The sequence below is a fragment of the Streptomyces violaceus genome (assembly GCF_036014075.1).
GTDB lineage: Bacteria > Actinomycetota > Actinomycetes > Streptomycetales > Streptomycetaceae > Streptomyces > Streptomyces violaceus.
The window spans coordinates 5,315,323-5,332,924 of sequence record NZ_CP107911.1 but is presented as its reverse complement, the minus strand read 5'-3'; the positions used below and the strand labels follow the sequence as shown (position 1 = coordinate 5,332,924).

Genomic DNA, 17,602 nt, shown 5'->3' with positions numbered 1-17,602 from the left:
GCGCCCCTTCACAAGCTCGGGCGGGGTGTGTGTTATCCTCCGCGGCCCGCGTGATCCATGTCATGGTGACAACCGGGATCCTTTGTGCACCCCGGCCCGTTGTCAATGCCGCATGAGCTGCCTCTCTGGGCGGAAAGGGCCTCCGTGAGGCCGCCCCGGAGTCCCGCTTCGGGCCCCTTCCCCGGCACCTCCATACCATGCTTCTGAACATGTTCAAAGGCGCCTTGGGGCCCCGGATGGGTCAACCGGCCCCCCCTTGTCGCTCTCGAGGGCCGAATTCCTTGTGAAGAACTTCACGAACTTTTCCGACGAGCTGTCGCCGGGGGGTTCGTACGAGCCCCCCGGACGCGCTCAAACGTGATCCATGCCTGCTCAGAAGCGGGCTACGCGACCGACCACGCGATGCCGTCGAGGATTTCCCATGAACGCGTCTCCCGTACGAGGCGACGTCCACACGTGGCTGGTGTACACGGAAATGCGTACACTACTTTCATGGCCGATAACACCGTGACCGTCAGGGAAGCACGCGCACACCTCGCGGAACACATCAACCGCGCCGAGGAAGGCACTCCGACCGTTATAACGCGCAACGGCGCCCCAGTAGCTGCGGTCGTGCCGATCAGCGACTTCGAAGCGCTGGAGGAGGCGGCCGACGTGATGCTGGCCCGGGAGGCGGAAGCAGTTCTGGCCGACGGCGGGCCCACCGTTTCCATGGCCGAGCTGCTGGCGGACCTGTTCAGCGAGCACGGTGAAGGCGCCGCGTGAAGTACGCCTTCCGGTTCACTACCGCTGCACAGCGGCAGCTTCGGGCCATCAGCCGGCACGATGCCATGCGCATCCTGACCGCGTTGACCGCGCTCGGCGACGATCCGTACCGCGAGGACGCCGATGTCAAGAAGCTCACCGGCCCGTCCGGGCTCTACCGGCTCAGGGTCGGCAGCTACAGGGTCGCCTACCAGATCAACGATAGTGAGCTCGTCATCCTCGTCGTCAAGGTAGGCGACCGGCGGGACGTGTACCGCAACCTGTAGGCGGTCAGGCCAAGGACCAGCCGATGCCGTCGAGGATGTCGTGCTCACTCACGACGACCTCCGCGGCGCCGATCCGCTCCATGATCGACAGCAGCACGAGGGCCCCCGCCGCGATCACGTCGACCCTGCCCGGGTGCATGGAGGGCACGGCCGCGCGCTCGGCGTGGGTGGAACGCAGCAGCCACTCGGTGATCTCGCGGACCCGGTCGTGGGAGACGCGGGAGTGGTGGATGGCGGCCGAGTCGTACTCGGGCAGCTCCTGGGCGATCGCCGACACGGTCGTCACGGAGCCGGCCAGGCCGACCAGCGTGCGGGCCTCGCGCAGCGGGACCGTCTCCTCGGCGAGGTCGAGGGCGGCCTCGATGTCGGCCCGCATCGCCGCGATCTGCTCCTCGGACGGCGGGTCGCTCACCACACCGTCCCGGACCAGGTGACGCTCGGTCATCCGGACACAGCCGATGTCCACCGAGCGCGCCGCGCGCACCCGGTCGTCGCCGACGACGAACTCGGTCGAGCCGCCGCCGATGTCCACGACGAGGTAGGGCTTCGGGAGGTGGTCTCCCCCGGCGAGCTCCTTGGTGGCGCCGGTGAAGGAGAACTCGGCCTCCTGGTCCCCGGAGATCACCTCGGGTTCGACGCCCAGGATGTCCAGCACGCCGCGCACGAACTCGTCGCGGTTCTCGGCGTCCCGGGAGGCGGAGGTCGCCACGAACCGCAGCCGCTCCGCCCCGTGCTCCTTGATGATGTCGGCGTACTCGCGGCAGGCCGCGAAGGTCCGCCGCAGCGCCTCGGGGGCGAGCCGGCCGGTGCGGTCGACGCCCTGCCCGAGCCGCACGATCGTCATCCGGCGGTCCAGGTCGACCAGCTCACAGGTGGCCCCCGCGCCGGAGGCGCTGTTGGACACCGTGGCGTCCGCGACCAGCAGGCGGATGGAGTTCGTACCGCAGTCCACGGCGGCGACACGGGTCACTGGGCGGCCTCCTCGGCATTCGTCACGCACGGGCCCTTGCGCCACCACTCCGGCAGCATCTCGATCGCCTCGTCGCCGAGCGGGTTCACGCCGGGCCCCGCGGCCAGCGAGTGCGCCACCAGCACGTGCAGGCACTTCACCCGGTCCGGCATGCCGCCCGCGCTGGGGAAGTTCTTCAGCTCCTCGATCTCGTCCCGGCGCCTGATGTAGTCCTCGTGCGCCGCCCGGTAGGCCGCCGCCAGCTCGGGGTCCGAGGCCAGCCGCTCGGTCATCTCCTTCATCACGCCGTTCGCCTCCAGCGTGCCGATCGCCGAGGCGGCGCGCGGGCACGTCAGGTAGTACAGCGTGGGGAACGGCGTTCCGTCCGGCAGCCGCGGTGCCGTCTCGACGACGTCCGGGTGCCCGCACGGGCACCGGTGCGCGATCGCGCGCAGACCGCGCGGGGGCCGGCCGAGCTGCTGCTTGAAGGCCTCGACGTCCGCGTCGGTGGGCTCGGTGCGCGGGGTGGTCGGCGGGGGCGTTTCCATGACTGTCTTCAGGCTGTCTTTCTTTGAGTCAGATATGCGAGTCGGATGACCGGCTGGTCTTCGGTTCACCGTTCGGAGGCGTCGGACTTGTCGACGCCGTCCCATACGTTCGCGTACCAGGGGCGGTCGGCCGTCCCGAGCACGGCGTGTGACTGCCGCGCCGCGTGCGGGTCGACGACGATGAATCCCGTCTCCCCCGGCATGACGTAGTGCAACCGCTGCCGGATCTGCTGCTCCGCGTACGCGTCGTCCTGCCAGCGCGCCTTCTGGTCGCGCAACCGTTCGACACGTTGGCGGGCCTGCTGCTGTTCGCGCTGGAGGTCGTCGATCTCGGCGCGCTGGGAGACGTACTCCCGCATCGGGTAGGCCAGCGCCACGATCAGCGTGCACATCACCAGGGCGAGCAGCGCGGCGCGGCCGGTCAGCCGGGAGCGGCGGGCCTGGCGCCGGGTCTGGGAGCGGTAGACCCGGGCCGCGGTCTGCTCGCCGAGCAGCCGGATCCTGGTCGAGGTGGAGAAACGGTCCCGGTCCTTCACGGCCATGTCTCCCCGCTCTCCCGCTGCACCGTCATACGCGCGTACGTCCCCGGACACGGTACGGGACCGAGTCCGGGGACGTACGTACGACGCTTCCTATGAAGCTGTGCGTCAGCCCTTGAAGCGCGGGAAGGCGCTGCGGCCGGCGTAGACCGCCGCGTCGTCGAGGATCTCCTCGATGCGCAGCAGCTGGTTGTACTTGGCGACGCGCTCGGAGCGGGCCGGGGCGCCGGTCTTGATCTGGCCGCAGTTGGTGGCGACGGCCAGGTCGGCGATGGTGACGTCCTCGGTCTCGCCGGAGCGGTGGGACATCATGCACTTGAAGCCGTTGCGCTGGGCCAGCTCGACGGCGTCCAGGGTCTCGGTCAGCGAGCCGATCTGGTTGACCTTGACCAGGAGCGCGTTGGCGGCGTTCTCGTCGATGCCGCGGGCCAGACGCTCGGGGTTGGTGACGAACAGGTCGTCGCCGACGAGCTGGACCTTGTCGCCGAGCTTGTCGGTGATGGTCTTCCAGCCGTCCCAGTCGTCCTCGTACAGCGGGTCCTCGATGGAGACGAGCGGGTACGCGTCGACGAGCTCGGCGTAGTACTCGGTCATCTCGGCGGCGGAGCGCGTCTTGCCCTCGAAGGTGTAGGCGCCGTCCTTGTAGAACTCGGACGCGGCCACGTCGAGGGCGAGGGCGATCTGCTCGCCGGGCGTGTAGCCGGCCTCCTTGATCGCCTCGAGGATGAGGTCGAGGGCCTCGCGGTTGGAGCCGAGGTTGGGGGCGAAGCCGCCCTCGTCGCCGAGGCCGGTGGCCAGGCCCTTGCTCTTCAGGACCTTCTTCAGCGTGTGGTAGACCTCGGCGCCCCAGCGCAGCGCCTCGGAGAAGGACTCCGCGCCGATCGGGGCGATCATGAACTCCTGGATGTCCACGTTGGAGTCGGCGTGCGAGCCGCCGTTCAGGATGTTCATCATCGGCACCGGCAGCAGGTGCGCGTTCGGGCCGCCCAGGTAGCGGAAGAGCGGCAGGTCGCTGGCCTCGGAGGCGGCGTGGGCGACGGCGAGGGAGACGCCGAGGATGGCGTTGGCGCCGAGGGAGCCCTTGTTGTCGGTGGCGTCCAGGTCGAACATCGCCTGGTCGATCAGGCGCTGCTCGGTGGCGTCGTAGCCGACGAGCTCCGGGCCGATCTGCTCGATGACCGCGAGGACGGCCTTCTCCACACCCTTGCCCAGGTAGCGGTTCGAGTCGCCGTCACGCAGCTCGATGGCCTCGAAGGCGCCCGTGGAGGCGCCGGACGGGACGGCGGCACGACCGGTGCTGCCGTCGTCGAGGCCGACCTCGACCTCGACCGTGGGGTTGCCTCGGGAGTCCAGGATTTCCCGGGCTACGACGACGTCGATGGACGGCACGAGCATCTCCTTCTGATGTGACGCTGGGTACGCGGGTCGCGTGGACCCGGCGAGGTGCGGGCCGTGGTGGCTCGCGACATGAGCCTAACCGGCTCGGGCCGATCGGCCACCGGGTCGCCCACCCCATGGACAGAACCGAGAGTAAATTGTTTCCGAACGGAACAAAGACGGTGACGGAAAAGTCCGGCAGAAGAAACCCCGCCCCGGCGCGTACGGGGGAACACGCGCCGGGGCGGGGAGCCCTTGAGAGCCGCTGCTTACTTCAGGTGCAGCTGCTGGCCCGGGTAGATGAGGTTGGCGTCCTCGACGATGTCCTTGTTCAGCTGGAACAGCTTCTCCCAGCCGCCCTCGACCTTCTCGTCCGCCGCGATCGAGCTGAGGGTCTCGCCCTTGACGACCTTGTACTCGCCGTCGCCCTTCTTGACCTTCTTGCCGGTCGGGGTGGTGACGGTCTTCTTGGCGGCCGGGCGCTCGTCGGAGCGGGAGGCCGGCTGCTGCTGGGTCTCGCGGGACTCGGTGCTCTGCTGCGAGGAGCTGCCGGAGTCGCTCGAGGAGGAGCCGCCGCCGCTGTAGCCGGCGCTCGACAGGCCCTTGCCGCAGACCGGCCAGGCACCCTTGCCCTGGCCCGCGAGGACCTTCTCGCCGATCTCGATCTGCTGCTCCTTGGTGGCCTGGTCGGCGGTGGCGGCGTACTTGGTACCGCCGTAGCCGGACCAGGTGGAGGCGGAGAACTGCAGACCGCCGTAGTAGCCGTTGCCGGTGTTGATGGACCAGTTGCCGCCGGCCTCGCACTGGGCGACGGCGTCCCACTCGGAGGCGGTGGCGGCGGAAGCGCCGCCGGCCGCCATCAGCGGGGCGGCGACAGCGGCGCCGGTGACACCGGCGACGGCGATGGCACGGCTGGCCTTGGACGGACGGCGGTGCTTGCCCTTGCTGGAAAACAGCATGGAAGGATCCCCTCACCGACGCCTGCGAGGTGAGCTGTCGGGTTCGGGCCGGTTGAGTTGCCCGGCCGCGCCCCTCCCGGGACACGGCTTCACCCCAAGCCCTTCCGGCGCAACCGGCCGGTCGGGCACTTACCTTGGGTCCCCCGCTCCTGCCTACGGCGCTTGACGCGACGACTGTTCCCGTACGGCCGCTGGCAGGATTCGGCGTTGCGGCAGCCGGGGCTCGTGGTGACGAGCGGTCCCGACCGTAGCCACGCGATCCGCCGAATTTCAAAGACGATCAGGGCTTCTGAGATCTATCTCTCACGGACCCCAAACGGGACATTAGCCGCGAATCATGACGCGAACTCGCGCGGGTTCGGGGCGACTTCCGCCCCTGTTTCCGCACTGCCCGAACAACTACTTCTCGCCCGCTTCGCCCTCTACCGTGAGCGTCTGACCGGGGCGGATGAGGTTCGGGTCGGTACCGACAGCCTTCTTGTTGCCGTCATAGAGCTCGTGCCATCCGCCGCTGACGTCAAGGGAGTCGGCGATGGACCAGAGACTGTCGCCGATACCCACGATGTAGGCACCCTCGGACGTGTCGCGGGAGCCCTCCTCGTCGCGCGAGGCGTGACGGCCCGTGGAGTCGTCCGTGCGGCCGTTCTCGGGCGTTTGGGTTTCGTCGGCACTGGGGCCGCGGTGACGGCCGGAGCCGGTGTCGGTGCCGGTCTCGGTGAGAGCCGAAGAGTCGTCGTCCTGCCGCGAGTTGCCGGACCTGTCACGCTCGGGCGTCGTCGACGGGGAGCTGTCGGGCTCCTGGTCCCGCGAAGCGGACTCCTCGGAGTCGGGCGACTTGTCGGACGTAGCGGAATCGTCCTTCGAGGTCGACGACTCGTCAGGGGTCGGCGAGTCGGACGGCGAAGGGGAGGAACCGAGGGAGTCGAGCAATCCGGATGAATCCGACGAACCAGACGAGTCATCCGAGTCAGACGACTTCTTGTCCTGCTCGAGGCCGGAGAGCAGTCCGCAGGTACGCCAGGCGCCGGCTCCCTGGTCGGCGAGGATTCTCTCGGCCACGGCTATCTGCTGGGAACGGCTGGCCAGGTCGGCGCTCGGGGCGTAGTCGAGGCCGCCGTGGTTCTCCCAGTCCTCCTGGGACAACTGCAGGCCGCCGAAGTATCCGTTGCCGCTGTTCTGGCTCCAGGCGCCGCCGGTCTCGCAGTCCGCGATCCGGTCCCAGGTCGTGCCGTCGGCCGCGCTGGCGCCGGAGGCTCCGAGGAGCGGGATCGCGATGGCGGAGCCGGTCACTCCGGCCGCGACGAGGAGAGCCGGAGCCTGGCGGGGGCGACGGTGCCGACCGTTCCCGGAGAGCATACGGAGACCTTTCGCAAGAGGGCAGTGACCGGCGCGGCGCCGGATTTCCCAGGCCGCGCTGATGATGGGTGAACGTATAGGCAGACGATCACTTGTCACAAGTTAATGCCGCGTAGATCACGTGAAGATCACAGTCCTGACGGCGTGTCACCTTTGGGCGGGCGTGAACTCCACCGGCAGGGTGCGCAGCCCGCGCATGATCAGGCCGCCGCGCCACCTCAGCTCGGCCGGGTCGGCCGCGAGCCGGAGGTCCGGGAGGCGGGTGAGGAGCGTGGCGAGGGCGGTCTGGCCCTCCAGACGGGCGAGGGGGGCGCCGAGGCAGTAGTGGATGCCGTGGCCATACCCGAGGTGCTGGTTGTCGCGGCGGGCGAGGTCGAGCACGTCCGGATCGGCGAACCGCTCCGGGTCCCGGTCCGCGGCGGCCAGGACGACGAGCACCGGGTCGCCGGCCTCGATGTGCTGCCCTCCGATGGTGAGCGGCTGCGTGGCGAAGCGCCAGGTGGCGAGCTCGACGGGGCCGTCGAAGCGCAGGAGTTCCTCGACGCCGGTCTCCAGGAGGCCTCTCTCCCCGGCGGCGAGGGAGGCCTGGAGCCGGGTGCGCTGCTCGGGGTGGGTGAGCAGGGCGTAGGTTCCGTTGCCGATCAGGTTCACGGTCGTCTCGAAACCGGCGAACAGCAGGATGAAGGCCATGGCTGCGGCCTCGTTCTCGGTGAGGTGCTCGCCGTGGTCGGAGGCGCGGATGAGACCGGAGATGAGGTCCTCGCCGGGGGTGGGTTCGGCGGGCAGCGCCTCCCGCTTGCGGTGGATGAGGTCGGCGAGGTAGCCGCGCATCTTCTTCACGGACCGCGCCACGCCGCCCCGGGGTCCGCCCTGGTGACGGATCATCATGCCCGCCCAGTCCCGGAAGTCGTCCTGGTCCTCGCGGGGGACGCCGAGCAGGTCGCAGATGGCGTAGATGGGGAGCGGGAAGGCGAACTCGTGGATCAGGTCGGCGGACCCCCGCTCCGCGAACCCGTCGATGAGACCGTCGGTGAGCTCCTGAACCCGCTGCTCGAACTCGGCGACCCGGCGGGGCGTGAACGCCTTGGACACGAGCCGCCGCAGCCGGGTGTGGTCCGGCGGATCGATGTTGAGCAGATGCGTCATCAACTCGGCCTTGCGCTCCCCGGGGATACCGGTCTTGCCCTTGGCGTGCGCGGGTTCGTGGTGATGCGCCGGGTTCTTGGAGAGACGGTTGTCGGCGAGGGTCTGCTTGGCATCGGCGTACCGCGTGACCAGCCAGGCCTCCACACCGCTGGGGAGCTTGGTCCGGTGCACGGGGGCGTGCTCGCGGAGCCAGGCGTAGGCAGGGTAGGGGTCGGTGGCGAACTCCCACGAAAACAGCTCGGGCACCCCGGGCACTTCATGTTGCATGCCATGACCCTACGCAGCGGCGGAGCGCGTCACGCCCGTCGGTCTCAGGCCCGGTCTCCGCCCTCGGTCTCCCTGATCGCGTCCCGGTACGCGCGGGCCGCCGCCCTCAGGGCCGCCTCCGGGTCCACTCCCTCCGACTCGGCGCGGACCGCCAGGGCCAGGAGGTCGTAGCCGATGCCTTCGACGGGTGGGAGCGGTATGTCCAGGTTCGCGGTGCGGGCCCGGGAGGCCAGCTTGGCGGCGAGGGCCAGGCCTGGCTGGCCGAGGGGGATGCCCTCGGTGACGGAGGTGCGCTGCTTCTCGACCGCCTTGGTGCGCAGCCAGTGCTCCTTGACCTCCTCGGGGGTGGTGGCCGTCTCGTCGCCGAAGACGTGCGGGTGGCGGTGGATCAGCTTGGCGACGATGCCGCCGGCCACGTCGTCGATGGAGAAGGGGGCCTCCCCATCTTCCGGGCGGCCTTCCTCGGCGATGCGGGCGTGGAAGACGACCTGGAGGAGGACGTCTCCGAGCTCCTCGCGCAGCTCGTCGCGGTCGCCCTCCTCGATCGCCTCGACGAGTTCGTACGCCTCCTCGATGCCGTACTTCGCCAGGCCCATGTGGGTCTGCCGGGACGACCAGGGGCACTCGGCGCGGATGCGGTCCATGACCTGGACCAGGTCGAGGAGGCGGGCGCCCGGCAGGTCGTAGGAGGCGGGGAGCAGCTCCAGCTCGGGCATGTCGACGCGGCCGGTGCCGGCCAGGCGCGCCAGGCCGTCCGTCAGGGCCGGCTCGCCCTCGCCCGTCGCCACGACGACCACCGTGCGGCCCCCGGCACAGGCGTCGACCAGCTCCTGGGCGGCCGGGGACGCCTCGTCGACGGTGATCCCCGCCTCGCGCAGATACGGGAGCTGCGGGTGGGTGCCGTCCGCGCACAGCACCTGGTCGGCCGCGTGCAGTGCCTGCCAGGCGGGCCAGGACAGCAGGCCGGGGGCGACGCGGTGGCTGGTGGTGAGCAGGACGATGCGGCCGGGGGCGGCGGCCGTGCCGGGGGTGGCCTGCTCGGGGCGCGGGGTGGCTTCGGGACTGTTGGCGTTCACGATTCGAAGCTATCCCACGCCGCCGACGGCCCCAGAAGTTATCCACAGGCCCCGGAGGACGGGTGCGCCCCTGCGGCGCCGCTGCGGCGTCCCTACATGCCCTGCTGCGTCTGGGCCGTCGTCACATCCCGCACCCACGGCGTCTTGGCGTCGGCGCGGCTGCTCTTCTGGACGTCCCAGGCGCCGTAGCGCGGGTTGAGGTCGACGTTCAGGTCCTTGGAGGCGTCGGACAGGGCCTTCCAGAACTCGGGGCGGCTGGTGTCGGTGCCGAGTTTCTCGGCGAGCTTCTGGGCCTCGAGCTGGAGGCGGAGGTTCTCGTCCAGGCGCTCCGGCGGGATGCCGTACTGCTGGAGCCAGGTCGTCTCCAGCCCCTCGGCACCGCCGGCCTGCTCCTCCAGGCCGGACCGCATCTCCTGGATCTCCCTGCGGGTGACGGTCACACCGGCGTCCTCGGCGGCGCGGTGCAGCACCCGGTCGAGGATCATGGTGTGCAGGGTGTCGCGGGTGAGGGTGCCGGTCCGGGCGATGGCCTGCTGGTACTGGGCGTCGTTCCGCACGGTGGCCCGCTGGGCCGCGCGTACCTCGCCGACCCGTTCCTCCAGCTGGGAGACGGTGATCCGCTGCCCGCCGACCACGGCCGCGGCGCCGGGATGCGCGTCGTTTCCGCAGGCGGTGAGGAGGGGCGCCGCTGCGGCGATCGCGGCGGTGAGGACGAGCGCGGTGCGACGGCGGCGGTGCAAGGGGAACCTCCCGAGGAGATTGTGCGACGGTGCACAAGGTCTTGCGTTGATCGATGTTAGGCAGTGGGCGAGCTCTGGCCAACCCATTCGACCAACGATTCACCAGGACTTCCGGCACCGGCACGCCGCCCCGAGGCGGGCTAGCCTCGCACCTGCCCCAGCCACCGCAGCGTCCGGCGGATCTCCGCGCCCAGCGGGTGGCCGGGGCCGTGGGTGCGCTCCACGTCGTGCAGCAGCCGGGCGAGTGTGTCGTGGGCGGCGCCGCGGTCGCCGAGGGCGAGCAGGAGGTGCCCGATGCGGCGGCGGACGTCGTGCGCGAGCTCGGGACCGCCGGCGGCGACGTACTGGTTCTCGTAGTAGGGCAGCACCGCCCGGTACTCGGCGAGCGCGGCGGCCGGTTCGCCCAGCTGTTCCAGGCACTGGGCGGCCTCGTAGCGGAAGCGCAGGGACTGCGGGTCGGCCTGGCCGGCCTCGGCTGCGCGTTCGTCGGCGAGGCGGCGCAGCTCGGGCAGGGCGCGCCGGTACTGACCGTCGTCCAGGAGCGTGGCCGCGTACTGCTTGCGCAGGGTGCGTACGACCGGGGAGTGCTCGCCGTGCTGTTCGGCGGCGGCGGGCAGGGTCGCGCCGAGGATGTCGACGGCCTGGGTGATGCGGCCCTCGCCGAGCAGCCGTTTGACCTCGTCGACGGCGCGGGCGATGTCCGTCTTCCCCGGCGTCTCGGTGACGGGCGTGGCGGGCGCGGGCTGGGGCGCCGGGGTGCGCGCTCGGTCCGGCCAGGGGGCGTGCGGGCGCAGGAACGGGCGGGTGGGGTCGAGGGGTGCTCCGGTGGGCGTCCCGCGCGCGGGCAGGAGCAGCTCCAGATGCTCGTACGCCTCCTGCGCGGAGGCGGGCCGGTGCTGCGGGTCCTTGGCGAGGAGGCGCAGCACGAGGGCCTCCAAGGCCTCGGGGACCTCGGAGCGGATGCGGCGTACGGGCAGCGGGGGCTCGTACAGGTGCCGGTGCAGTACACCGAGTGCGGTGGAGCCGGCGAAGGGCACGTCGCCGCTGAGCAGTTCGTGCAGGACGACCCCGAGGGCGTACAGGTCGGTGTACGGGCCGACCGCGCCGCCCATCGCCTGTTCGGGGGCCATGTAGGCGGGCGAACCGATGGGGGTGCCGGTGTGGGTGAGGCGGGTGGTGTCGGCGTCCATGACGGAGGCGACGCCGAGGTCGAGGACGGTGACCGTGCCGTCCTGCTTCACCATCACGTTGCGCGGCTTGAGGTCGCGGTGGACGATCGGCACGGCGTGCACGGCGCTGAGCACGGCGCACAGTTGCGCGGCGACAGCCACCGCCCACTGCCAGGGGTACGGGTCGCGCTCGGCGAGATGGTCGGCGAGGTCGGCGCCGTCGATGTACTGCATGACGAGGAACAGCTCCTCGCCCTCGCTGCCCGCGTCGTGCACCGTGACCAGGCCCGGGTGGTCGACCTGCGCGGTCACCCGGCACTCGCGCACGAAGCGGCGGCGCAGCTCCTCCGCGTCCTGCCCGGCCACCTTGTCGGGGCGCAGCAGCTTCACCGCCACGCGCCGGTCGAGCCGCTGGTCGTACGCCGTCCAGACCTGGCCCATGCCGCCCTGGCCGAGGAGCGTGGACAGCTCGTAGCGGCCGGCGACGACACGTCCTGCCGCCGCGCTCACCTGCCGCCCTCGGCGGTGCCGTCCCGGTGGCCTTCGCCCTCGTGCCGGCGCAGGTAGTCGCTGAGTTCGTCGAGTTCGGCGCGTACCTGGTCGATGCGGGCGGGGGCGGGGCGCTGCGGCGACGGCGGTACGGGGCCGGGCGGGGTGTCGCCGGCGACGGGTGGGTGCGGCGGCTGCCGCGGGACCGGCGTGGACGTGGGGGCGTAGGGCGGCGCGGGGTGCGGATAGCCGTACGGGGTGTGCACCGCCGTCTGCGCCTGGGGTGACGGGTAGCCGGCGAACTGCCGGGGTCCGCTGTGGTGACCGATGTCCACGATCAGGAAGTAGATCGTGGCGCCCAGGCCCAGCAGCAACACCACGGCCAGCGCGATGTCGGTCCGGTAGTCGCCCTCCGGCAGTGCGCCGATCACCGCGAAGCACGCGATGGCCAGGGGCAGACTCACCCAGGCCAGCGCCCAGTCGAGGACCCGTCCCCGCAGGACGGCCACCCGGAACAGCGGTACGCAGGCCAGCACGCCGCACGTGAGGAAACCGGCCGCGGCGAACAGCACGCGCAGGGAGATGACCGTTGCCGCGCTGCGGGGAGGCGGCGCCGCGCCGTGGCCGTACATGACTGCTCCTGGACCGGTGTAGCCGATGGGGACGGGGTGCGAGTGACAGAGCTCGGTTGGGAGTCCGAGCGTATAGCCGGACACGGACAACCCGTCACGGGTTGTACCGAACCGTTGTCATGCTGATCACGTCGCGCCCGTCACACCTCCTGCCCGGCGCTCACAAGGGGTGCCGCATCCACACGTTGGGCTCGACGTACACCGCGTAACCGCGCGCGGGCTCGCAGCGCACCGGCACCAGGCCGCCGGGCACCTCGATGTCGCCCTCGGTGTCGAAGGGCAGTCCCGTCCAGCGGCGCCAGTGCGCCAGTGAGGCGGCCACCGTCATGGAAGCGGGTGCCACGGAGTCGATGGTGGCGCCGGCCCGGGCGTGGACGCGCAGCCACGGGTCCTGGGGCAGGCCGTCGGGGCGTACGCGGTGGGCGTACTCCTCGATGGGGGTGTGCGGTTCCAGGTGCTTGGCGTTGGGGCGGACCGGGGCGACGACCTCGCGGAATCCGCGGGCCCGGGCGTTGTCACGCATGGCCGAGAGCATCACGGCGGACAGGCCGCGGCCCTGCGCGTGCGGGGCGATGGACACCGAGATCGCGCTGACGGTGTCGGGGCGGACACCACGGCGCACGTCGGAGAAGGCCCATACGAGGACCGTGTCCCAGCCGCCCGCGGGCAGTTCGCCGCGGCCCTCGGCGCCGAGAGCGAAGGGCACGCTGAAGGCGCTCGCCACGACCTCACCCCGCTCGTCCTCGGCGAACAGGACGTACTCGGGGAGTTCGGTGGCGATCCGCGGATAGTGCGCGGCGCCCACGAGGTCCTGGATCACGAACTCCGGCCAGCTGTCCGCCATCCCGACGACCCGCTCCAGCATGTCCGGGCGGTCGGCGAGGCTCGATATCTTCGGCTGCATGCGATCACGTTAGGCGAGCGGGCGAACACCCGGAACCGAATTACCTGGTGGGGACCGGTCTGCCGCCTGGGGCGACCTGGCCCGGCGTGCGGCCACCATCATGACGACGACAGAGGTCAGGGCGATCCCGGCGCCGACGTAGAGCGGTGCGGTGTAGCCGAGGCCCGCGGAGATGGCCAGGCCGCCGAGCCAGGCGCCGAGGGCGTTGCCGACGTTGGACGCGGAGACGTTGGCACTGGCGGCCAGTGCCGCGCCGTGGGCGACGTCGGTGACGCGGGTGATCATGCCGGGCACACTGGCGAACCCGGTCACCCCCATCAGGAACACCAGGACGACGGACGCGGCGGCGCTGCCGGCCAGCAGCCCGAACAGGGCCAGGGTGAGGGTGAGTCCGAGCAGGGCCAGGACCAGGGCGCGATCCCGGTCGCGGTCGGCCGCGCGCCCGCCGACCAGGTTCCCGACGACCAGGCCGACGCCGTACACCATCAGCAGCCAGGCGACATCCGCCGGGGCGAAGCCGCTGACCTCGGTGAACGTGTACGCGATGTAGCTGAACGCGCCGAACATGCCGCCGTAGCTCAGCGCGGTGGCCGCCAGGGTCAGCCAGACCTGCGAGGACCGGAAGGCCCGGAGCTGGTCCCGTAGACCGCTGGGCGGTGCCGACCCTTGCTCCCCCGCCCGGCCGGGGACGAGCGTGGCGATTCCCGCCAGTGCGAGCACGCCGATCGCCGTGACCGCCCAGAACGCCGCCCGCCAGCCCCAGCGTTCACCGACGAGCGCGCCGAACGGCACGCCCAGCACGTTCGCGACCGTCAGCCCGGCGAACATGACCGCCACGGCCCGGGACTTCTTCTCCGGCGCGACCAGACTCCGCGCGACCAGCGAGCCGATCCCGAAGAACGAGCCGTGGCACAGCGCCGCAACGATCCGCCCGAGCAGCATCACCGGATAGTCCGGCGCGATGGCGGAGAGCAGGTTGCCGATGACGAACAACGCGACCAGGCCGACCAGAACCGGCTTGCGGGGCAGCCGTGCCGTCGCCGCGGTCAGCGCGATCGCTCCCACCGCGACACTCAAGGCGTACCCGGAGATCAGCCACCCGGCGGCTGCCTCCGACACCTCGAGGCTCGACGCCACCTGCGGCAGCAGGCCGGCGATCAGGAACTCGGTGAGTCCGATGCCGAAGCCGCCGAGTGCCAGGGCTATGAGTCCGGTCGGCATCCTTCGCTCCCCCTTCTCTGTCGTACGCACTATCGCGTGCGCACGAATCGGGCCCGCTCGCCCGCCGGGAGCAGCTCGGTCGCACAGCGCACGGTGATGCGCGGCAGTTCGGCCTGGTGGCGTTCGAGGAACGCCACCAGCCGTGGCGCGTCCCGGCGGCCGATCTCGCGCAGCATCCAGCCGAGCGCCTTGTGGATCAGCGGTTCCGGGTCCCGGCACAACCCGCGCACCAGGCGGAGCGTCGGCTCGAAACGTCCCTCGCGGATCAACGCCAGCGTGGCGACCACGGCGATCCTGCGGTCCCACAACCACGATGACGCGGCCAGTCGGTCCAGGATGTCCAAGGCGTCCGCCGGCCCGTCCACCAGCCACGGCCCGAGCACGACATGCGCGGAAGCGTCCACCAGGTCCCAGTTGTCCACACAGCCGGTGTGCGCCAGATAGAAGCCGACCAGCACCGCACGCTCCGCGCCGCGCGCCGTCCGCATCCGCTCGCCCAGGACGAGAAGTCCGGCCAGCCGCTCCTCGTGGACGCGGCTGCGCAGCAGCACCTCCACGTCCTCCAGCGCCAGATCCCGGTACGCCCGGGCCAGCCCGCGCAGCACGGGGACGCGCACGCCGAGCAGTTCGTCGTCCTCCGGGGGACGGAGCACCCGCAGTTGCTGCACTCTGATCCCCGGCTCCGCCATGCCCCGGAGCTCGGTCCGCAGGGCGTCGAGCGAATCGGCCGTCATGACGAAGGACGCTAGCCCGTGTCCGCAAAGTCCCGCCTGCCCCGCGGACGGACGACGGGACTTTGCGGACACGGCCCAGCCCCTTCACCCCGCGCACTGCCGCAGCATCATCTCCTTGTCGGCCGCCGTCACGGGCAGGTCGTACTTCAGCGACACCTGGGCGAAGCGCACCGAGTAGGAGCAGCGGATCGTCTTGTTCGGTGGCAGCCAGGACGCCGGGCCGGAGTCGCCCTTCGAGCTGTTGGTCGGGCCGTCCACCGGGACGAGGTTGAGCGGGTCGTTGGCGATGGACTCCCGCTTGTCCTTCGTCCAGCGCGAAGCGCCCATCTGCCAGTCGTACGACAGCGGCATGACGTGGTCGATCTGGACCTTCGTCGCACGGGACTTGGTCCACTCGATGACCTTCCCGGTGTACGGGTCGTGCAGCGTCAGTGCCATGACGACGCAGTCCGAGCCCGACCGGAATCGGAGGTCCTCCCCGTCGCGCTTCAGGAGATCGTTCCGCGAGTCACAGCCGTTGTGCGAGAAGGGAACGTCGCGCGGCGCCGAGTCCTTCCAGGCGTAACCGAACTCGTCCCGTTCGTATCCCGTCCTGGGGCCGCGCCCCTTCGTCCCCACCTTCTCGATCACGGCGCGTGCCCTCGCCCTGTCCGCGGTGGACGTGATCGCCGCCAGCCCCGGCTTCGTGCCGTCCGGGTTGTCCAGCGGGTTCACCGCCCGCCCGTCGCCGGCCGCCGGGGCGCCGGAGCCGGAGGGTCCGCCGCCGTCCGCGGGCGGGGCCAGTCCTTCGCAGCCGGCCAGCGTCGAACCGGCGAACACCATCGCGACAGCCAGTGCCGCCCCGCCCCTCAGACGCGTCACCGTGCGCCCCTCCCCTGCTCGTCCGTGCCTGGTCCCACGGTAGCGAGGGAGAGGTCCAGACCACACCGGCCCTAAAGGGGCATTCCTCGCATGTCGCGCGTATCGTCGATTCTGAATCACCTCTGAAGGAGTTCTGCATGGGCATCTTCGACAAGTTCAAGAGCCAGGCGCGGCACAAGGGCAAGCAAGGCTCCGACACCGCGGAACAGAAGGCCAACGAGAGGACCGGCGGCAAGTACGAGGACCAGGTCGACTCCGGGCAGCAGCGTATGGAGGACTCGCTCGGCATGGACCGGGACCGCGACCGCAACCGGCCGGAACAGCAGTAGGGCCTCTTGCCTCAGAGGCCGTCCGCAGAGGCGCAGAGCCACCTCCTGCGGGCGGCTTCCGACGTTCTGCGGGCGGCTTCCCGCGCAGCGCTTGACCTTGACACCGACGTCAGGGTCCGACGATCCCCGCATGGCATCCCCGTATCCGAAGACCCCGCGCGGGACCGCGCGCACCGTGCTCGTCACCGGCGCCGGCACCGGCATAGGCCGGGCCACCGCCCACGCGTTCGCCGACGAGGGCGCGCACGTGGTGGCGGTGGGCCGCCGCGAGGCGCCCCTGGCCGAGACCGCCGCCCACGACCCGTCCCGCATCAGCCCGCTCGCCGCCGACATCACGGCCGCCGACGGCCCGGCGAGCATCGTCCGTACGGCGCTCGACCGGCACGGCCGTATCGATGTGCTGGTGAACAATGCGGGCATCGTCAGCACCCAGTCCCTGCGTACGTACACGCGCGACGCCGTCGAGCCCCAGCTCGCGACGAACCTGCTCGCCCCCGTCCTGCTCACCCAGGCCGCGCTCCCGGCGCTGGAGGACAGCCGCGGTGTCATCGTGAACGTGACGACGTCGGTGGGACAGCGCGGCTGGCCCGGCAACTCCCTGTACGCGGCCGGAAAGGCGGCCCTGGAGGTGCTCACCCGCAGCTGGGCGGTGGAGCTCGCCCCGTTGGGGGTCCGGGTCGCCGCCGTGGCCCCGGGCGCGATCGACACACCCATCGGCGAGCACGCCGGTCACACACCGGAGCAGCGCGCCGCGATCCGCGCGTGGCAGCTCGCCCACACGCCGCTCGGCCGGGTCGGCCGACCCGCGGAGGTGGCGTGGGCGATCGCCCGACTGGCCTCGCCGCAGGCCTCGTTCATCACCGGCGTGGTGCTTCCGGTGGACGGCGGCGCGCTCGTCACATGAGACTGACGCGCATGGCGCAACCCCGAATGCGGATCGGCGAACTCGCCGAAGTGACCGGCACGACACCGCGCGCCCTGCGCCACTACGAGCAGGCGGGGCTCATCACCTCCGAACGTGCCGCGAACGGCTACCGCCTGTACGACGCCGGCGCGGCGGTCCGCGTCCGCAACATCCGGAACCTGCTCGACGTAGGGCTGACGCTCGACGACGTACGGGTGTTCCTGCCGTGCCTGGACGGCGATGTCATGGCCGGACCCGCCTCCGGCCGGGCCGTCCGGACCGCCGCCGAGCGCCTCGCCGTGCTGGACGCGCGGATCGCCGCGCAGCTGGCGGTGCGCGACCGGCTGGCGGCGGTCCTTCAGGCGCGGGGC

At 71.2% G+C, this 17,602-nt stretch carries 19 protein-coding genes, 1 pseudogene and 1 riboswitch; of the genes and pseudogenes, 5 read left to right on the top strand and 15 right to left on the bottom strand.

Annotation, left to right across the window (positions count from 1 at the left end; all coding sequences use genetic code 11):
- The first annotated feature begins 492 nt into the window (after positions 1-492).
- A complete protein-coding gene (locus tag OG542_RS24180) occupies positions 493-765 on the top strand; it encodes a type II toxin-antitoxin system Phd/YefM family antitoxin (protein ID WP_328413645.1) in 273 nt (90 codons plus the stop codon).
- Positions 762-1,031: a type II toxin-antitoxin system RelE family toxin gene (locus OG542_RS24175; protein WP_328413644.1), complete on the top strand. Its 270-nt coding sequence runs from the start codon at positions 762-764 to the stop codon at positions 1,029-1,031. Before OG542_RS24180 ends, OG542_RS24175 begins: the two co-directional genes overlap by 4 nt.
- A 4-nt stretch (positions 1,032-1,035) precedes the next feature.
- On the opposite strand, the gene OG542_RS24170 is transcribed toward OG542_RS24175, so the two are convergent.
- From OG542_RS24170 to OG542_RS24100, 15 genes are all read right to left on the bottom strand, one after another.
- Positions 1,036-2,001, bottom strand: a complete 966-nt coding sequence (locus OG542_RS24170; RefSeq protein WP_328413643.1) for a Ppx/GppA phosphatase family protein — start codon at positions 1,999-2,001, stop codon at positions 1,036-1,038.
- Entirely contained in the window at positions 1,998-2,528 is a 531-nt protein-coding gene (locus tag OG542_RS24165; protein WP_193480020.1) for a DUF501 domain-containing protein, read from the bottom strand. The genes OG542_RS24170 and OG542_RS24165 overlap by 4 nt, the downstream gene beginning before the upstream one ends.
- 65 nt (positions 2,529-2,593) lie before the next feature.
- Positions 2,594-3,070: an FtsB family cell division protein gene (locus tag OG542_RS24160; RefSeq protein ID WP_193480019.1), complete on the bottom strand. Its 477-nt coding sequence runs from the start codon at positions 3,068-3,070 to the stop codon at positions 2,594-2,596.
- Positions 3,071-3,175: 105 nt separating this feature from the next.
- Positions 3,176-4,456: a phosphopyruvate hydratase gene (eno, locus tag OG542_RS24155; RefSeq protein WP_184598191.1), complete on the bottom strand. Its 1,281-nt coding sequence runs from the start codon at positions 4,454-4,456 to the stop codon at positions 3,176-3,178.
- A 257-nt stretch (positions 4,457-4,713) separates the two neighbouring features.
- Positions 4,714-5,403, bottom strand: a complete 690-nt coding sequence (locus OG542_RS24150; protein ID WP_328413642.1) for a transglycosylase family protein — start codon at positions 5,401-5,403, stop codon at positions 4,714-4,716.
- A gap of 4 nt (positions 5,404-5,407) precedes the next feature.
- A riboswitch (cyclic di-AMP (ydaO/yuaA leader) is annotated at positions 5,408-5,574 on the bottom strand.
- Between the two features lie 228 nt (positions 5,575-5,802).
- Positions 5,803-6,759 (bottom strand): transglycosylase family protein, encoded by a 957-nt coding sequence (locus tag OG542_RS24145; RefSeq protein WP_328413641.1) that lies wholly within the window; start codon positions 6,757-6,759, stop codon positions 5,803-5,805.
- A gap of 147 nt (positions 6,760-6,906) precedes the next feature.
- The gene (locus tag OG542_RS24140; protein ID WP_328413640.1) at positions 6,907-8,172 is read right to left on the bottom strand and encodes a cytochrome P450 family protein; all 1,266 of its coding nucleotides are present in this window, start codon (positions 8,170-8,172) and stop codon (positions 6,907-6,909) included.
- Between the two features lie 44 nt (positions 8,173-8,216).
- On the bottom strand, positions 8,217-9,248 hold the full coding sequence (locus OG542_RS24135) for a nucleoside triphosphate pyrophosphohydrolase (RefSeq protein WP_328413639.1): 1,032 nt from the start codon (positions 9,246-9,248) through the stop codon (positions 8,217-8,219).
- 92 nt (positions 9,249-9,340) lie between these two features.
- A complete protein-coding gene (locus tag OG542_RS24130) occupies positions 9,341-9,988 on the bottom strand; it encodes a SurA N-terminal domain-containing protein (protein WP_193480014.1) in 648 nt (215 codons plus the stop codon).
- 140 nt (positions 9,989-10,128) lie between these two features.
- Complete coding sequence (locus tag OG542_RS24125) at positions 10,129-11,625, bottom strand: serine/threonine-protein kinase (protein ID WP_328418077.1); 1,497 nt, start codon at positions 11,623-11,625, stop codon at positions 10,129-10,131.
- Between the two features lie 38 nt (positions 11,626-11,663).
- Positions 11,664-12,278 carry a hypothetical protein gene (locus tag OG542_RS24120; RefSeq protein ID WP_328413638.1) on the bottom strand — a complete coding sequence of 205 codons (615 nt, stop codon included), beginning with the start codon at positions 12,276-12,278 and terminating at the stop codon, positions 11,664-11,666.
- Positions 12,279-12,438: 160 nt separating this feature from the next.
- Positions 12,439-13,182, bottom strand: a complete 744-nt coding sequence (locus OG542_RS24115; protein WP_328413637.1) for a GNAT family N-acetyltransferase — start codon at positions 13,180-13,182, stop codon at positions 12,439-12,441.
- A 9-nt stretch (positions 13,183-13,191) separates the two neighbouring features.
- Complete coding sequence (locus tag OG542_RS24110; protein WP_328413636.1) at positions 13,192-14,403, bottom strand: MFS transporter; 1,212 nt, start codon at positions 14,401-14,403, stop codon at positions 13,192-13,194.
- A gap of 29 nt (positions 14,404-14,432) precedes the next feature.
- Positions 14,433-15,137, bottom strand: coding sequence for a DNA alkylation repair protein (locus tag OG542_RS24105; protein ID WP_328413635.1), 705 nt, complete (start codon positions 15,135-15,137; stop codon positions 14,433-14,435).
- A gap of 84 nt (positions 15,138-15,221) precedes the next feature.
- A complete protein-coding gene (locus OG542_RS24100; protein ID WP_328413634.1) occupies positions 15,222-15,998 on the bottom strand; it encodes an HNH endonuclease family protein in 777 nt (258 codons plus the stop codon).
- Between the two features lie 137 nt (positions 15,999-16,135).
- Between OG542_RS24100 and OG542_RS24095 the strand changes: the two genes are divergently transcribed.
- The 3 genes and pseudogenes from OG542_RS24095 to OG542_RS24085 all read left to right on the top strand — a co-directional run.
- Entirely contained in the window at positions 16,136-16,327 is a 192-nt protein-coding gene (locus OG542_RS24095; protein WP_184598173.1) for an antitoxin, read from the top strand.
- A gap of 130 nt (positions 16,328-16,457) precedes the next feature.
- Positions 16,458-17,231, top strand: a complete 774-nt coding sequence (locus OG542_RS24090; protein WP_311126090.1) for an SDR family NAD(P)-dependent oxidoreductase — start codon at positions 16,458-16,460, stop codon at positions 17,229-17,231.
- Between the two features lie 26 nt (positions 17,232-17,257).
- Positions 17,258-17,602 (top strand): annotated as a pseudogene (locus OG542_RS24085) (MerR family transcriptional regulator); the annotation flags it as partial.

Excerpts from the sequence above, each read along its gene's own strand:
- OG542_RS24180 (WP_328413645.1), top strand. The coding sequence starts at position 493 with ATGGCCGATAACACCGTGACCGTCAGGGAAGCACGCGCACACCTCGCG.
- OG542_RS24165 (WP_193480020.1), bottom strand. The coding sequence starts at position 2,528 with ATGGAAACGCCCCCGCCGACCACCCCGCGCACCGAGCCCACCGACGCG.
- OG542_RS24160 (WP_193480019.1), bottom strand. The coding sequence starts at position 3,070 with ATGGCCGTGAAGGACCGGGACCGTTTCTCCACCTCGACCAGGATCCGG.
- OG542_RS24150 (WP_328413642.1), bottom strand. The coding sequence starts at position 5,403 with ATGCTGTTTTCCAGCAAGGGCAAGCACCGCCGTCCGTCCAAGGCCAGC.
- OG542_RS24145 (WP_328413641.1), bottom strand. The coding sequence starts at position 6,759 with ATGCTCTCCGGGAACGGTCGGCACCGTCGCCCCCGCCAGGCTCCGGCT.
- OG542_RS24140 (WP_328413640.1), bottom strand. The coding sequence starts at position 8,172 with ATGCAACATGAAGTGCCCGGGGTGCCCGAGCTGTTTTCGTGGGAGTTC.
- OG542_RS24120 (WP_328413638.1), bottom strand. The coding sequence starts at position 12,278 with ATGTACGGCCACGGCGCGGCGCCGCCTCCCCGCAGCGCGGCAACGGTC.
- OG542_RS24115 (WP_328413637.1), bottom strand. The coding sequence starts at position 13,182 with ATGCAGCCGAAGATATCGAGCCTCGCCGACCGCCCGGACATGCTGGAG.
- OG542_RS24110 (WP_328413636.1), bottom strand. The coding sequence starts at position 14,403 with ATGCCGACCGGACTCATAGCCCTGGCACTCGGCGGCTTCGGCATCGGA.
- OG542_RS24105 (WP_328413635.1), bottom strand. The coding sequence starts at position 15,137 with ATGACGGCCGATTCGCTCGACGCCCTGCGGACCGAGCTCCGGGGCATG.
- OG542_RS24095 (WP_184598173.1), top strand. The coding sequence starts at position 16,136 with ATGGGCATCTTCGACAAGTTCAAGAGCCAGGCGCGGCACAAGGGCAAG.
- OG542_RS24090 (WP_311126090.1), top strand. The coding sequence starts at position 16,458 with ATGGCATCCCCGTATCCGAAGACCCCGCGCGGGACCGCGCGCACCGTG.